This window comes from Kribbella sp. NPDC048928 (genome assembly GCF_043197975.1).
Lineage (GTDB): Bacteria > Actinomycetota > Actinomycetes > Propionibacteriales > Kribbellaceae > Kribbella.
Genome location: NZ_JBICUC010000002.1, coordinates 1,288,366 through 1,302,193, shown reverse-complemented (window position 1 = coordinate 1,302,193; position 13,828 = coordinate 1,288,366). Strand labels below are relative to the sequence as shown.

Annotated in this window: 15 protein-coding genes; 7 read left to right on the top strand and 8 right to left on the bottom strand. The window is 68.3% G+C overall.

Features of this window, described 5'->3' with window-relative positions:
- Window positions 1-71 precede the first annotated feature (71 nt).
- Window positions 72-560 (top strand): Lrp/AsnC family transcriptional regulator, encoded by a 489-nt coding sequence (locus ACGFI6_RS13280; protein WP_393118012.1) that lies wholly within the window; start codon window positions 72-74, stop codon window positions 558-560.
- Here the strand turns inward: ACGFI6_RS13280 and ACGFI6_RS13275 are convergent.
- On the bottom strand, window positions 557-1,516 hold the full coding sequence (locus ACGFI6_RS13275) for a LacI family DNA-binding transcriptional regulator (protein ID WP_393118010.1): 960 nt from the start codon (window positions 1,514-1,516) through the stop codon (window positions 557-559). The two genes, ACGFI6_RS13280 and ACGFI6_RS13275, sit on opposite strands and share 4 nt — an antisense overlap.
- Window positions 1,517-1,598: 82 nt before the next feature.
- Between ACGFI6_RS13275 and ACGFI6_RS13270 the strand changes: the two genes are divergently transcribed.
- A complete protein-coding gene (locus tag ACGFI6_RS13270) occupies window positions 1,599-2,915 on the top strand; it encodes a Gfo/Idh/MocA family protein (RefSeq protein ID WP_393118008.1) in 1,317 nt (438 codons plus the stop codon).
- Window positions 2,916-3,032: 117 nt separating this feature from the next.
- Here ACGFI6_RS13270 and ACGFI6_RS13265 read toward each other — a convergent pair whose 3' ends face one another.
- A complete protein-coding gene (locus ACGFI6_RS13265; RefSeq protein WP_393118006.1) occupies window positions 3,033-3,443 on the bottom strand; it encodes a VOC family protein in 411 nt (136 codons plus the stop codon).
- Between the two features lie 42 nt (window positions 3,444-3,485).
- The gene (locus ACGFI6_RS13260) at window positions 3,486-4,490 is read right to left on the bottom strand and encodes a magnesium and cobalt transport protein CorA (RefSeq protein ID WP_393118004.1); all 1,005 of its coding nucleotides are present in this window, start codon (window positions 4,488-4,490) and stop codon (window positions 3,486-3,488) included.
- Window positions 4,491-4,649: 159 nt separating this feature from the next.
- Here ACGFI6_RS13260 and ACGFI6_RS13255 point away from each other — a divergent pair, with 159 nt between their 5' ends.
- Window positions 4,650-5,609, top strand: coding sequence for a 2-hydroxyacid dehydrogenase (locus tag ACGFI6_RS13255; protein WP_393118002.1), 960 nt, complete (start codon window positions 4,650-4,652; stop codon window positions 5,607-5,609).
- Between the two features lie 23 nt (window positions 5,610-5,632).
- Here the strand turns inward: ACGFI6_RS13255 and ACGFI6_RS13250 are convergent, their stop codons facing one another.
- Together ACGFI6_RS13250 and ACGFI6_RS13245 are read right to left on the bottom strand one after the other, a co-directional pair.
- Complete coding sequence (locus ACGFI6_RS13250) at window positions 5,633-6,307, bottom strand: hypothetical protein (protein ID WP_393118000.1); 675 nt, start codon at window positions 6,305-6,307, stop codon at window positions 5,633-5,635.
- Window positions 6,308-6,356: 49 nt separating this feature from the next.
- On the bottom strand, window positions 6,357-7,241 hold the full coding sequence (locus ACGFI6_RS13245; RefSeq protein ID WP_393117999.1) for an RNA polymerase sigma-70 factor: 885 nt from the start codon (window positions 7,239-7,241) through the stop codon (window positions 6,357-6,359).
- A gap of 165 nt (window positions 7,242-7,406) precedes the next feature.
- On the opposite strand from ACGFI6_RS13245, the gene ACGFI6_RS13240 reads away from it, so the two are divergent.
- Window positions 7,407-7,895, top strand: a complete 489-nt coding sequence (locus tag ACGFI6_RS13240) for a carboxymuconolactone decarboxylase family protein (protein WP_393117997.1) — start codon at window positions 7,407-7,409, stop codon at window positions 7,893-7,895.
- A gap of 331 nt (window positions 7,896-8,226) precedes the next feature.
- On the opposite strand, the gene ACGFI6_RS13235 is transcribed toward ACGFI6_RS13240, so the two are convergent.
- Window positions 8,227-8,751: a DinB family protein gene (locus ACGFI6_RS13235; protein ID WP_393117995.1), complete on the bottom strand. Its 525-nt coding sequence runs from the start codon at window positions 8,749-8,751 to the stop codon at window positions 8,227-8,229.
- 64 nt (window positions 8,752-8,815) lie between these two features.
- Window positions 8,816-9,220, bottom strand: a complete 405-nt coding sequence (locus tag ACGFI6_RS13230; protein WP_393117993.1) for a VOC family protein — start codon at window positions 9,218-9,220, stop codon at window positions 8,816-8,818.
- Window positions 9,221-9,341: 121 nt separating this feature from the next.
- Between ACGFI6_RS13230 and ACGFI6_RS13225 the strand changes: the two genes are divergently transcribed.
- The 3 genes from ACGFI6_RS13225 (at window position 9,342) to ACGFI6_RS13215 (ending at window position 13,120) form a co-directional block, all read left to right on the top strand.
- The gene (locus ACGFI6_RS13225) at window positions 9,342-9,716 is read left to right on the top strand and encodes a VOC family protein (RefSeq protein ID WP_393117991.1); all 375 of its coding nucleotides are present in this window, start codon (window positions 9,342-9,344) and stop codon (window positions 9,714-9,716) included.
- Window positions 9,717-10,069: 353 nt separating this feature from the next.
- Entirely contained in the window at window positions 10,070-10,906 is an 837-nt protein-coding gene (locus tag ACGFI6_RS13220) for a GDSL-type esterase/lipase family protein (RefSeq protein ID WP_393117989.1), read from the top strand.
- 321 nt (window positions 10,907-11,227) lie between these two features.
- Window positions 11,228-13,120, top strand: coding sequence for a heparinase II/III family protein (locus tag ACGFI6_RS13215; RefSeq protein WP_393117987.1), 1,893 nt, complete (start codon window positions 11,228-11,230; stop codon window positions 13,118-13,120).
- 88 nt (window positions 13,121-13,208) lie between these two features.
- On the opposite strand, the gene ACGFI6_RS13210 is transcribed toward ACGFI6_RS13215, so the two are convergent.
- Entirely contained in the window at window positions 13,209-13,787 is a 579-nt protein-coding gene (locus ACGFI6_RS13210) for a DUF664 domain-containing protein (RefSeq protein ID WP_393117985.1), read from the bottom strand.
- Window positions 13,788-13,828 lie beyond the last annotated feature (41 nt).

The window sequence follows — 13,828 nt, the reverse complement described above, 5'->3', positions numbered from 1 at the left end:
GGCCAAGTTGTTCTATAGCTGGAACAATTGAGAGACGTTTGGCTGGCGCTCAGGGCTGGGAGGTCGTACGAATGTCCGACGAGATGATCGTCCACCGGGCCGGTCCTGGACAGATTGTCGTGGCCCCGGCGCTCGACGAGGTCGATCGGCTGATCATCGAGGCGCTCGGGCGCGACGGACGACTCTCGATCCGGGCGCTCGCCGACGAGGTGCACATCTCCCGCGCGAACGCGTACGCCCGCGTCGAACGCCTCACGAGCACCGGCGTGATCACCGGCTTCACGGTCACCGTCGACCCGCTCAAACTCGGTCTGGGTACGTCGGCGTACGTCACCCTGAGTCTGCGGCAGAGCTCGTGGCGGTCACTCCGCAAACAGCTCCAGGCGATCCCCGAGATCAAGCACATGGCGCTGGTCGGCGGCGACTTCGACGCGATCCTGCTCGTCCGCGTGGCCGACAACGAAGGCCTCCGCCGGCTCGTCCTCGAGAAGCTCCAGGCGATCCCCGAGGTACTCGCCACCCGGACGGCACTGATCTTCGAGGACGTCGGGACCCTTTAACAGCCGCAGGACCTGCGCAGGACGAGCTCGGTCGGGACGGTCAGGGCCTCTGTCGAGTCCTCGCCTTCGATCAGCCGGCTGACGGCCTCGCGGGCCAGCTCCTCGACCGGTTGGCGTACGACGGTCATGGGCGGCCAGGTGTACTCCGTCTCGCGCGTGCCGTCGAAGGCGACCAGCGCGACGTCCTCGGGCACTCGCGCACCCGCCTCGTGCAGTGCTCTCAGGACACCGATCGCCTGCAGGTCGGAGCTGGCGAAGATCGCCGTCGGCTCGTTGTGCAGCAAGGTCTGCCCGGCCCGATACCCGCCCCCGCGGGAAAACGTGGTCCGGGCGATCGGGCCTTCCGGGAGACCGGCCGCGGCGAGCGCGTCGCGCCAGCCGAGCTCGCGCTCGGGATGCCCCGCGCCGCCGATCACCAGGCCGATCCGGCGATGGCCGTGCGAGATCAGGTGCTCGACGCCGCGCCGGGCACCCTCGCGGTACGCCGGTCGCACCGAACTGGTCGCCGGCAGCACCCGGTTGATCGCGATCACCGGCACCTCGACGTCGTCCAGCGCCGGGTCGGCGGTCGGCGCGACCAGCAGCAGGCCACTCACCTGGCGGGCGACGAGTTCGGTGATCTTCGCGTTCTCGGTCTCCGGGTCGCCGTCGGCGCTGGTCTGCAGCACGACGTACCCGCGCGCCGCGGCCTCGCGGTCGATCGCCTTCGCGAGCTCCGCGAACAGCGGGTTGCCGCCGTCCGGAGTGATCAGCCCGAACGTCCGCGTGGTGCCCATCCGGAGCGCGCGGGCGGTCGCGTTCGGCCGGTAGCCGAGCACGCGGATCGCTTCCAGCACCCGGTCGCGGGTCTCCGGCGCGACCTTCCGCGGGCCCTCGTTCACCACATAGCTGACCACGGCGGTACTGACCCCGGCGTAGTCCGCCACGTCGTTACGGGTGACCGGATCCTTCGGCATGCAGAGATGGTACGACGGTTGACCGGGCTGGAAAGCGATTGCTAGCGTAATCGATCTACACGAGTAGAAAGAGGAGCCCGCCGTGGCCAGACGCTATGCAGTCGCTGGAACCGGATCGCGTGCGCAGTCGTACATCCGCGCGATCTTCCAGGCACATCCCGAGGAGGCCGAGCTCGTCGCACTGCTGGACCCGAACCAGGGCCGGCTCGCGTTCCACCAGCGGTTCGTCGCCGGGCTCGGCGGCAGTGAGCTGCCGCAGTACGGCGCCGATGACCTGGAGCGGATGGTCAAGGAGCAGTCCGTCGACCGGGTGGTGGTGACCAGCCCCGACTACACGCACGCGTCGGTGGTGTCGCGGCTGCTGCGCGCCGGTGCCGACGTGATCGTCGAGAAGCCGCTGACCATCAACGCCGAGGGCACCCGGCAGATCGTCGACGCGATGAACGAGTCCGGCAAGTCCGTGGTGGTCACGTTCAACTACCGCTACTCGCCGCGGAACAGCGCGCTGCGCCAGGTCATCCAGGACGGCGAGATCGGGCAGGTCACGAGCGTCGAGTTCCAGTGGGTGCTCGACACCCGGCACGGCGCGGACTACTTCCGGCGCTGGCACCGCGAGAAGAAGAACTCGGGCGGTCTGCTGATCCACAAGGCGTCCCACCACTTCGACCTGGTGAACTGGTGGATCGCGTCGCAGCCGACCCGCGTGTTCGCCTCCGGCGGGCTGGCGTTCTACGGCTCCGACAACGCAGCGGCCCGCGGGCTCGGCGAGCGTCCGGCGCGTGGCACGATCGATGGTTCGGCCAACGACCCGTGGCTGCTCGACCTGCGGACCGACGACACGAACCGGCAGCTGTACTACGAGAGCGAGCAGTACGACGGGTACCTCCGCGACCAGGACGTGTTCGCGCCGGGCATCACGATCGAGGACAACATGTCCGTGATCGCGGAGTACGCGAACGGCGCGCGGCTGAGCTACTCGCTGAACGCGCACTCGCCGTGGGAGGGGTACCGCGTCTCGGTGAATGGCACACTGGGCCGCGTCGAACTGGAAGTGATCGAGCGGGCTGCGGTCGTCGACGACCAGATCGACCCGAGCTACCCGTCGGACCGCGTGATCGCCGGCGACGTCCGTACGAACGGTGAGCGGCTCGTCCTGCAGAAGCACTGGGCCACCGCGGTCGAGGTCGAGATCCCGCGCGGCGAGGGCGGCCACGGCGGCGGCGACAAACTGCTGTACGACGACCTGTTCGTTGGTCCCGGCAACGACCCGCTCGGTCGCGCCGCCGACGTCCACGACGGCGTCCGCGCGGTCGCGGTCGGCATCGCAGCGAACGAGTCACTCGCAACCGGTCAGCCGATCGTCGTCGCCGACCTCAACCTCGGCGGCTGGAAGGTCTAGGGCGTGCCTCCCAATCCCGCGCCGTAGCGAGGAGGTGCTCGGCGAGGTAGCTCGGCGCGCGGGGGCGAGGTGCCGTGCCGAGTGCCCCGCAGTAGGCGGGGGATTGGGAGACACGCCCTAGCTCAACGTCTGGAGGCCAGGGCGGTAGGTACCGAAGGTCCACTCATAGCCTTCGGGGTCGGCGACGCGGCAGCGGTAGTTGCCCCACTCCGACAGCTCCGGCCTCCAGACAACCTCCGCCCCTGCGGCGGAAGCCCTCGCATAGATGGCGTCGACCTCCGCCGGGGTCTCGAAAGCGAAGTACAGGCCGTGCCCGACGGTTTCCCCGTTGCGCCCCGGGCGGTCGTACCCGTCGTTGTCCGTGAACAACGTGAAGGACGTGTCGCCGTACCGGACCTCGGCATGCATGACGCCGCCGTTGCCGTCCGGGACCTCCATCGTGGTTTCGAAACCGAAGGCCTTCTCCAGCCAGCGGAGTGCGGCTGTGGCGTCGCGGTAACCGAGGTACGCATGCAGGGTTGCTGTCATGAGTCCAGCATGGGCGGCGTAGCGGACGGGTGATGACCGCTATTACCGAGCCGCTTGTCTGGCGTTGCGTTGCCGGCGGAACCAGACCAGGAGCGCGATGCACGGTACGACGAGCCCGCCGATGCCCAGTACCAGGAAGTCCCACTCGGCACCGATGCGGTCCACCAGCCAGGCGAAGTTCTGCCCGAAGAAGCCGGTGACGAAGGTCAGGGGGAGGAAGATCGTCGCGAGGATCGTGAGCTGTTCGATCGTCGCGTTCTGCCGGACGCTGACCTTGGTCTGCTCGACGCCGATCACCGCCATGTTCGCCTCGAGCACGGTGGCGAGCAGGTCACGTTGTGCCGCGACCTCCTCGTTCACCAGGACCAGGTGGTCGTGGACGTCGCGGAAGTACGGGAGGAGCGCGGTGTCGCGGGCGTCGCGTTCGAGCGTCGCGAGGACGGCGAGCAGCGGGTGGACGGCGCGGTAGAAGTCGGTCACCTCGCGGCGCAGGAAGTAGATCCGCTCCGTCGGCGCCACCGAGCCGGCGAACACGGTCCGCTCGACCTCCTCGATGTCGCGCTCGAGCTCGGCGACGACCGGTCCGTACCCGTCGACGACCTGGTCGAGGATCGCCCAGAGGACCGAACTGGTGCCGCACTCGAGGAGTTCGGAGCGCTGCTCGAGACGGATCCGGGCGCCGTGCAGGTCGCTCGCCACGCCTTGCCGGACGGTGATCACGAACGATGGGCCGACGAACACGCTGACCTCGCCGAAGTCGACCTCCTCACGTTCCTCGTCGTACCGGGCGGTGCGCAGGATGACCAGGCGGATGTCGCCCTCGTACGGCTCGACCTTGGGGCGGAGGTGGAACGTTTGCGCATCCTCGACGGCCAGCTCGTGCAGGCCGAAGTTCTCCCGGACCTCGGTGAGCTCCTCGAGCGTGGGTTCGAACATCCCCAGCCAGACGAACCCGCCGGCCCGGCAGCTCGCGGCGGCTTCGGCGACCGACATCGCGTCGACGTGCTGGCGGCGCCCGTCCCGGTAGTAAGCGCAGTCGATGATCATGGTGGCCTCCCGTCCTGATGGTCGTCGCTCGAACCGGTGCGGCAACAGGGTCCGGTGGCCGAAGCCGCGGTGAAAGTTCCGGTTCGGTTCCTGTCCAGGGCCTGAGAAATGCTGGTTCAGTTCCTGGTCCGGGCCGCGGTCGTCGACAAGGATGAAGGCATGGGACTACCAGTCGTGCTGATGCCAGGACCGATGCATGAAGCCGTCGCCGCCGGGTTGGACGGTCACTGTGAGCTGATCCGGCTCTGGGAGGAGAGCGATCCGGGCGCCGTGCTCGCGGCCCGCCGCGACGAGATCGTCGCCGTCGCCACCGGCGGCACGGCGATCGACGGCCCGTGGCTCGACCAGTTCCCCGCCGTCCGGCTGGTCGCCAGCTTCGGCGTCGGGTACGACCGCATCGACGCGGCGGCCGCGGCCGAGCGCGGCGTACTGGTCACGAACACGCCCGGCGTGCTGGACGACGAGGTCGCCGACACCGCGCTCGGCCTGCTGCTGATGACGATCCGCGAGCTCGGTCAGGCCGAGCGGTTCCTCCGCGACGGCAAGTGGACCGACGGGTCGTATCCGTTGACCCGCGCAACCATGCACGGCCGCCGGATGGGCATCCTCGGCCTCGGCCGGATCGGCCAGGCGATCGCGGATCGCGTGCAGCCGTTCGGGATCTCCGCTGCCTACCACAACCGCAGCCCGAAGGACGTCGCCTATCAGTACTATCCGTCACTGCTCGAGCTGGCCGCCGCCGTCGACATCCTGATGATCGTGATCCCCGGCGGCGACAGCACCCGTCACCTCGTGGACGCCGAGGTGCTCAAGGCGCTCGGCCCCGACGGCATCCTGATCAACGTCGCCCGCGGCACCGTCGTCGACGAACAGGCCCTCGTTGACGCCCTGCGCACCAACACGATCCAGGCAGCCGGCCTCGACGTCTTCGAACACGAACCGAAGGTCCACCCCGACCTCCTCACCCTCCCCAACACCGTCCTCTTGCCCCACGTGGGCTCCGCCACCCAACCCACCCGAGCCGCCATGGCCAACCTCGTCGTTCAGAACGTCACCCACTATCTGGAGTCCGGCGCCCCGCTGACCCCCGTCCCCGAATCCACCCGCCTCGGCCAGTAGCAGCCAGTCAGGAGCCGGTCCGGTCAGGACAGTTTCGCCGGGTGCCCGTAGCGGGTGACGTAGGTCTGCTGGCTCGGGGTCAAGGCGATGTGTTCGACCTCGGTTCGGTAGAAGACGTCGTTGTCCATCCACCAGCGCCAGACGAACTCGGAGAACGAGTCGGCGACCACGACGTACTCCCGGTCCTCCTCGCGGTACCCCGCAGCCTCCTCGGGCTCGAGGGAGAAGCCGGCCGGAAAGCCGGAGCCGACGACGGCCGAGCTGCCGTCGTCACCGAGGTACAGCAGCCAGTGATAGGTCCATTGCGAGTCGGAGATGAGGTGCAGCAGACGACCACCGTCCACAGCAACTGTCGAGTCGCCGAGGTCGAAGTACGAGTCGGTGGCGCTTCGCAGCCGATCACGCAGCCCGTCGGCGAGGAACTGCGTGAAGTCGTCGGGCAGGGACGTTCCAGCTCCGAGTAGGTCGGCAACGGTCTTCGCCGAGAGATCGCCGGAAGCAGCCTCGGCGGCACGCGCCAGGTAGTCCTCGGGGTGGCGCGTTGCCTGCCGTAGCCAGTCGAGGCTCGCAATGTCTGCGGGCACCGGCGGGAGTCCGTCGGACGGGTACTCGACATAGGTGGCAGGGATCCGCTCCGAGGTCGTGCCAGGGACCTGGATGGTGACCCACGCACGCCGCAACTGCGACAGAAAGGACATGCGCAAACAGTCCCACACGCCACCCCCGCACCCGCCCGGCGGCTGGGGGTCAGCGGGTGAGGGTTCTCGGGTTGGTCAGGGAGGAGAGTTTGGCGGGGTTGCGGACGGCGTAGAAGCCGGCGATCTTGCCGTTCTCGACGTGCAGGACGGTGACGCTGTCGACCTCTTCGGTGAAGCGGAGGAGGAAGGCGGGCCGGCCGTTGATCTGGGTCAGCTCGAGCGAGCCTTCGGCGAGGTGTTCGACGGCGATGGCGAGCAGGCGGGCCACCTTGTCGGCACCGACGACGGGGCGTGGGAGGGCCTGGACCACGCCGCCACCGTCGCCGAGGAACACGACGTCCGGCGCGAGGATGTCCACGAGCCCTTGGATGTCGCCGGTGTTCACGGCCCGCTGGAATGCCTCCAGGGCATCCCGGGTCTCGTCCACGGAAACCGGGCCGCGCGGGCGCCGGGCCGCGACGTGCGAGCGCGCCCGATGCGCGATCTGGCGTACCGCGTCCGGCTTCTTGTCGACCGCCGCGGCGATCTCGTCGTACTCGAGGCCGAAGACCTCACGGAGCACGAACACGGCGCGTTCGGTGGGTCTGAGGGTTTCGAGGACGAGCAGCATCGCCATCGAGACGCTGTCCGCGAGTTCGACGTCGTCGGCGACGTCGGGTGCGGTGAGCAGCGGTTCGGGCAGCCACGGGCCGACGTACGACTCCTTGCGGCGTCCCAGGGTGCGGAGCCGCTGCAGGGCCTGCCGGCTGGCGATCCGTACCAGGTAGGCGCGGGGGTCCTGGATCGTGTCCAGGTCGACCGTGACCCAGCGCAGCCAGGTCTCCTGCAGTACGTCCTCGGCGTCGGCCGCGGAGCCCAGGAGTTCGTACGCGACCGTGAACAACAGGTTGCGATGGGCAACGAAAGCCTCGGTGGCTCGGTCGGTACCGGTCATGGGCTGCTCCTTGTCCGCACAGGTGTCCCCCATCAGATGCCGGTCGTCCGGTTCCTGTGACAACCCGGTCAGTATGGCGCTCGTCACGTCCCGGGGTCGTCACGTCGACCGGACCAGGGGCATCTCGTGTTCGTCCAGTAGATCCCACAAGTAAGGACGAAGACGATGGAGCCCCGTATCGATCTGATGCAGAACGCGTTCGGCACCAAGCTGGCCAAGCGTCTGTACGCCGTTCACGCGCTGCTGCAAGAGGCCTCCCTGCCGACCGCTACGCAGAACCTGGTGATGCTGCGCGCCAGCCAGATCAATGGCTGTGGGAACTGCATCGACATCCATTCCAAGGAGGCGGCGGCCGAGGGCGAGACCGCGACCCGGCTGAACCTGGTCGCGGGCTGGCGGCACTCGACGGTCTTCACCGAGGAGGAGCAGGCCGCACTGGCGCTCACCGAGGAGGCGACCCGGCTGGCCGACGCCTCCGAGGGTGTCTCCGACGAGACCTGGGCGCGCGCCTCGAAGTACTACACCGAGGACCAGCTGATCGCCCTGGTCACACTGATCGCGATGATCAACGCCACCAACCGCATGGCAGTAACCCTCAACCAGCTAGGCGGCTCCTACCAACCCGGCCTAATGCAAACCATCGCCACCACCTGACCCACCTGACCCACCTCCTCGGCGCCGCTCGGCCCGCCCCGCCGACCCCCGCCGACCCCTGCCGACCCCTGCCGACCCCTGCCGACCCCGCCGAGGTTATCCACCGCTGTTGAGCGTCCTCCCCTCGCACACCAACAGAGAACCCCCAACGCGACGGGATATCCACCCGTCTAACCACCGGCGGCACAGCACGGGGCGGCACGGGGGGCGGGCACGGCACGGCGCGGGCACGGCACGGGGCGGGCACGGCACGGGGCGGGCACGGCACGGCGCGGGCACGGCACGGCGCGGGCACGGCGCAGGGCCGGGCGGCGCGGGGCGGGGCGGGTGGTTAGTTTGGGGTGGGGGTCGGGGTGGGGAGGTCCCAGATGCGTTGGGTTTGCCAGGCGTATTCCCAGGCTTGGATGTCTGGGGGGTCGATGCCGAGGCCGGTGAGGATTGCGCAGACCTGCTCGCGGTGGTGGTTGGCGTGGTTGATCGCCTGCGCGATGAAGATGCCGACCCTGGTACCGCGGGTGTTGTCGTCGACGATGATCACCCGCTCGACGTCGATGGGCTGGGCGAGGAGCACCTCCCACAGCTCGCCGGCCTCGGCGTTCCAGCGCTCGAGCGTGTCCAGGTCGGTCGCGGGCTCGCTGTCGACGTACGCGAGTGGCCGGTCGACGATGCGGCGCAGATAGCTGCCGTCGCAGCGGACGATGTGATCCAGGGTCGCGAGAATGCCGCCGTACGTACCGACGCCGGTGATCTCCAGCTGCTCGGCGGACAGGGCCTGGTCACGGCAGAACCTGGTCAGGCTGCCGGTTGCCCAGTTGTTGTGCCGGATGGGGTCGAGGAGCACGTCGTTGAGTCCCATACCGATCAAAGGTAGCGGCGGACGCCTCCCCGGGGACACCGGATTTCCCCGGGGAAGCACAGGGTCAGCCCGCGATGTTGACCATCCAGTTGATGCCGAACCGGTCGGTCACCATGCCGAACTCGTCGCCCCACATCTGCTTCTCGAGCGGGACGGTGACCTTGCCGCCGTCGGAGAGCTTCTCGTAGTACCCGCGGAGCTCGTCGCCGTCGCCGCTGAGGCTGATCGCGATGTTCTCACCCGGGTTGTACGGCATGCCCTGCGGCGTGTCGGCCGCCATCAGCGTGAACCCGCTCGGCGTCTCGAGCTGGCTGTGCATCAACAGGTCGTCGTCCCCCGGGCCGTGGCCCGAGCCGAACTCCTTGAAGGTGTTCGCCGACAGCTCGCCGCCGAAGACGTCTTTGTAGAAGTCCATCGCCGCGCGTGCTTCGTTCTTGAACTGGATGTACGGATTGAGCCGGGATGCCATCGAAGTGTCCTTCCCCCAACCTGGCCGAGCCCTCTGGTCCGGCGCCCATGTCCCGCACAGTAGACCCGGCCGCCGACAGTCCGCGACACCTCGAAACCGCCCGACTGGTTAAGGTCTGCGGATGATCTTGCGACATATCACCATCGATGCGGCGAACCCGTATGAGCTCGGGCAGTTCTGGAGTACGGTGACCGGCTGGCCGGTGAGCGACCAGGACGAGCCGGGGGACGACGAGGTGCTCGTGGAGGCGCCTGCACCGGCGCCCGGGCTGCTGTTCATCCGCGTACCCGAGGGTAAGAGTGTGAAGAACCGGGTGCATCTCGACTGGGGCCCGACCGAGCGGACGCGGGACGCGGAGGTCGAGCGGATCCTGGCGCTCGGCGGGACGGTGCACGAGGACCACCGGGTTCCGGACGGCCGCGGCTGGGTGACGATGCGGGACCCCGAGGGCAACGAGTTCTGCGTCGAGCGCAGCGACGCCGAACGTGCCGGCTGAGCCGATCGATCGATGCTTTGCGTAATCGAAGATGCACGTTTTGTCAGTGTGATTGCGGTCTGACCGGAAAGCTACCGGTTCCTTGGCCCGTCGGGGATGCTGGAGGGGTGAAATGGTGGCGCAGGAGGAAGCAGCGGGCTGCCGGGGACGGGGAACCGCGGCGGCGTGAGCTGCGGCGCGACGAAGTCAAGGACCTTCGTGCGCGGCTGACGAGTGACGGACACACGCTGAAGCACTGAACGCTGAAGCATTGAGCGCTCAGCACTGGGCGCTCAGCACTGGGGTGGACTGCCATGGCGCAAATGCAGCAGATTCGCGGGGCACCGCGTCATGTGAGTGTGCAAAGACGACAGATGATGGGGGGCGCGGGCTTGTTGCCGCAGATCGTGGAGGGGCCGCCGAAGGTATCCCGGGCGCGGGCGTTCCTCGAGTCGCTGACCGCGGTGGTGGTGACGCTGATGGTGCTGGCGGCGCTCGGCGGCGTGCTGGTCGCCCTCGAGCCGCGCGCGAAGAGCACCGACACCCTGGTCGGCGGCGGCGCCTACAGCGTGCCGACGAAGGGCCCGGGGGCGTACGGATCGGGCACGCTCGGTCCGTGGCAGGCGCTGTCCCACCGGATCTCCACCGAGGACCAGGTCCGGGACGTACTGGCGTTCGACGGCGTCTTCCTCTTCGGCGACAGCATCGCGGTCCAGGACAGCCCCACCCTGGAGCGGCTGCTGGCCGACCGCAGCGGTGACCTGATCGCGTTCCACGACTGGTCCGGGCAGCCGGCGACGGCGGCCGTCGATGCCCTCGAACAGTGGTCGCACCACTACGGTCTGCCGAACAGGATCGTGATGGCGGTCGGTACCAACGACATCTTCGATCCGCCCGCGTTCACGGCCCAGGTCGAGCGCGCGCTCCGGATCGCGGGGCCGAACCGGACCGTGTACTGGGTGAACGTGTACGCGAGCCGTATCAAGGTGGCCGCCCCGCTCCGGCAGGCCGACCTCGCGAACAGCGCCTGGATCAACCAGCAACTCGAGGCGGCTGTGGCCCAGCACCCGAATCTGCGGATCATCGACTGGTCCGGGTTCCTCGAGTCGCAGCCGAACCGCCCGGCGCAGTACCTGCGGGACGGTGTCCACACCACCCCGCTCGGCGCCGCCGCCCGCAACGAGCTGATCGCCGACGCCATCGAGCACTGACCCGGATCCGCCGCCGAGCAGGGGTTCCGGGCGCTGAGATGTGCCCTTCCGGGCAAGTGAACCGAAGTCTCAGATCCGAAAGCAACCTTTTGGGTCGCTCGCGACATCTATTAGGCAGAGGAGCCGCTCCGCTCCTCCGGGGGGAACCGATGGCGACACCATCGATGGAGGTACGCCGGCACCAGGCTTGATGCCGTCGGCAACCTTCCGTCGGCTCGCCGAACGTTCCGGACGATCGAATCACACCTGACTCCGACACCGCAGCGGTCTGTTCGTATTCAGGTATAGGCCAGAACCGGCATGCCGGACGAGGGGGACACGATGCCCGCGAGACATCAGCGCACCACCAGGACGACTCTGCGGCTCGCGATCGCAGTGATCGCGAGTGCCGCCGTACTCGCCGTGGTGCTGGTCGTCCCCTGGGGTGCCTCCGAGCCGGAGGCCGCGCCGGACCCGACCGTGAGCCAGACTCCCGAGCCGCCGACCCCGGCACCGACCAAGGCGCGGGTGGACACCTACACCTGCCCGGCGTACAGCGGGATCGACCGTACGAACCCGCTCGCCAACCTGTACAAGGACACGTTCACCTGGGGCACCACGCCGCCGACCAAGGTCGGTGACGGCAAGGGCAACATCAACTGGCGGCTGAACCCGGACAAGAACCCGAGCTGGTACATGTGGCTGCACTCGCTGCGTTGGCTCGGCCAAGGAATCACCGTCGGCGGCCTCGGCAACAAGGCCGCGCTGCAGCGGGTCAGCAACATCGCGCGCGACTGGGTCAACGACAACCCGTACTCGTGGAAGTCCGACGTCGGCGCGTGGGAGTCCACGATGCACCGCACCAACGTCCTGATCTGCCTCCGGCAGGCGGTGCTGTCGGGGCTGCACGTGGGCAAGCTGCCGCTCACGTACGCCTGGCTCGACCAAGCGTTGCTCGACCACGCGATGTTCCTCCGGAAGAACTACAGCGGCGACTGGAACCACGGCACCGACGAGAGCATCGCGCTGTTCGGGGTCGGCTGTACGCTGATGCGCCCCGACCTGAAGAAGCTCGCCACCGACCGGTTGACCAGTGCGATCAAGACGTCGATCGACACGCAGGGCTCGACGAACGAGCAGTCCACCGGGTACGCGCAGTTCAACTACGCGCTCTGGGGCCGCGCCATCGACGTACTGCGCAAGTGCGGAGCGGATCCCGGCACGACCATCACCGCACGCCGGCGGGAGCTCGCGAAGTGGCTCGCACTGGCCACCAACTCGCTCGGGAACCTGCCGCAGCTCGGTGACTCCGAGGTGATCAAGACGCATCCTGTGCAGGGCACGGTGCTCGAGTACGCCGGCACACTCGGCGCGCAGGGGATCCGGCCGACGCAGCGGATCGGGATCTTCGACGCCGGGTACATCTTCGGGCGTACCGGGTGGGGCGAGACGCGGCCGTTCACGCAGGAGTCGACGTACAGCATCCGGTACGGGCCGTCGATCAAGCTGCACGGGCACAACGACCACACCTCGATCACCTACACCTCGCGGGGGCGCGACATCCTGATCGTAGGCGGGCATGCCGGCTACCAGGCCGACGACTGGCGGTTCTGGGCGAAAAGCCAGTTCGCGCACAACGAGATGACGGTGAAGGCCGCGACCGGGCACCCGGAGACCAAGCTGGTGCGGTCCGCGATCAAGCCGACCTCGGAGTTCTACGAGCTGCACGACTCCCCCGGCGCCGGCGTCGACCGGACCCGCGACGTCCTGGTGCTGAAGGATCCCGATCTGATGGTGGTGCTCGACCGCGGTACGTCGGAGTCCGACCAGGAGTACTCCACGCTGTGGCACCTGCCCGAGGACCAAAAGGTAGTTGTCAATGGCAACGACCGCGCGGTGGCCGCGAAGCCCGGCGAGAACGTGAAGACGACGCTGCTGCAGGTCCCGTTCCAGCAGGACACCACGCCGATCGAGGTGACCACCGGACAGCAGGATCCGATCCAGGGCTGGCACTACAAGACGATCGACGACAAGCAGCCGGCGTCCGTTGTGAAGTTCAACCGGTCCGGCGAGAACGCGAAGATCCTGTCAGTGATCGCGCCCACCCGTTCGAACGCGACCGTCTCCTACAAGACCTCGTGGCAGGGCTCGCGGATGATCCTGACCCTCACCGTCGACGGCAAGACCACGGTCGTCGGCGTCTCCACGGACGGCACGATGCAGCGGATCAAGTAGCTGGGCGGACCGCCACGCAGGCAGAACCCGGTCAAAGGGCCCCGAATCGGCCCGAAAACCGGGGTTCTGCCTGCGTGGCGGTACCAGGTCAGCGCGCGCCGACCGGTTTCCAGTCCGAGGGCGGGTCTTCGCCGACCCGCCCGTCGACGGCTTCGCGGATCAGGTCGGCGTGGCCGGTGTGCCGGCCGTACTCCTCGATCAGGTCGCAGACCAGGCGGCGCAGGCTGGGGTGCCGGCCGTCCGGCCAGGCGATGTCGGCCGGCTGATCGAGCCCGCCGTCGGCGATCGCCGCGGTCAGCGTCGCGCGGGAGCGGTCAACAGCGCCGTCCCACAGCGCGTACAGCTCGGCCGGCGTGTTCTCGGCCGCGGAGTGGAACTCCCAGTCGTTGTCGTCCCGCCAGCCGTTCTCCAGCCACGGCCCGCTCATCGGCTTGCCGCGGAACTTCACGTCGAACATGTAGTCCTCGTTCGCCGCGAGATGCTTGAGCAGCCCTCCGAGCGTGATCGACGAGGCCCCGATCCGGGTGTTCAGCCCGTCCGCGTCCAGTTCGTCCACCTTGAAGCGAAACGTCGTCCGCAACCTGTCCAGCGCCCCCAGCAACTGCTCAACCTCGCTACCCGCCAACGGCGGCTCCCACCACGGCGACACCCACGCAGTCTCAGTCATGCCGCCACCGTAGATCCAATTCCGGACACTCCCCTTCCGGA

What these genes read in the sequence shown, in the direction of transcription:
- ACGFI6_RS13280 (WP_393118012.1), top strand. Translation starts at nt 72, where the DNA reads ATGTCCGACGAGATGATCGTCCACCGGGCCGGTCCTGGACAGATTGTC.
- ACGFI6_RS13275 (WP_393118010.1), bottom strand. Translation starts at nt 1,516, where the DNA reads ATGCCGAAGGATCCGGTCACCCGTAACGACGTGGCGGACTACGCCGGG.
- ACGFI6_RS13265 (WP_393118006.1), bottom strand. Translation starts at nt 3,443, where the DNA reads ATGACAGCAACCCTGCATGCGTACCTCGGTTACCGCGACGCCACAGCC.
- ACGFI6_RS13260 (WP_393118004.1), bottom strand. Translation starts at nt 4,490, where the DNA reads ATGATCATCGACTGCGCTTACTACCGGGACGGGCGCCGCCAGCACGTC.
- ACGFI6_RS13255 (WP_393118002.1), top strand. Translation starts at nt 4,650, where the DNA reads ATGGGACTACCAGTCGTGCTGATGCCAGGACCGATGCATGAAGCCGTC.
- ACGFI6_RS13250 (WP_393118000.1), bottom strand. Translation starts at nt 6,307, where the DNA reads ATGTCCTTTCTGTCGCAGTTGCGGCGTGCGTGGGTCACCATCCAGGTC.
- ACGFI6_RS13245 (WP_393117999.1), bottom strand. Translation starts at nt 7,241, where the DNA reads ATGACCGGTACCGACCGAGCCACCGAGGCTTTCGTTGCCCATCGCAAC.
- ACGFI6_RS13240 (WP_393117997.1), top strand. Translation starts at nt 7,407, where the DNA reads ATGGAGCCCCGTATCGATCTGATGCAGAACGCGTTCGGCACCAAGCTG.
- ACGFI6_RS13235 (WP_393117995.1), bottom strand. Translation starts at nt 8,751, where the DNA reads ATGGGACTCAACGACGTGCTCCTCGACCCCATCCGGCACAACAACTGG.
- ACGFI6_RS13230 (WP_393117993.1), bottom strand. Translation starts at nt 9,220, where the DNA reads ATGGCATCCCGGCTCAATCCGTACATCCAGTTCAAGAACGAAGCACGC.
- ACGFI6_RS13225 (WP_393117991.1), top strand. Translation starts at nt 9,342, where the DNA reads ATGATCTTGCGACATATCACCATCGATGCGGCGAACCCGTATGAGCTC.
- ACGFI6_RS13220 (WP_393117989.1), top strand. Translation starts at nt 10,070, where the DNA reads ATGATGGGGGGCGCGGGCTTGTTGCCGCAGATCGTGGAGGGGCCGCCG.
- ACGFI6_RS13215 (WP_393117987.1), top strand. Translation starts at nt 11,228, where the DNA reads ATGCCCGCGAGACATCAGCGCACCACCAGGACGACTCTGCGGCTCGCG.
- ACGFI6_RS13210 (WP_393117985.1), bottom strand. Translation starts at nt 13,787, where the DNA reads ATGACTGAGACTGCGTGGGTGTCGCCGTGGTGGGAGCCGCCGTTGGCG.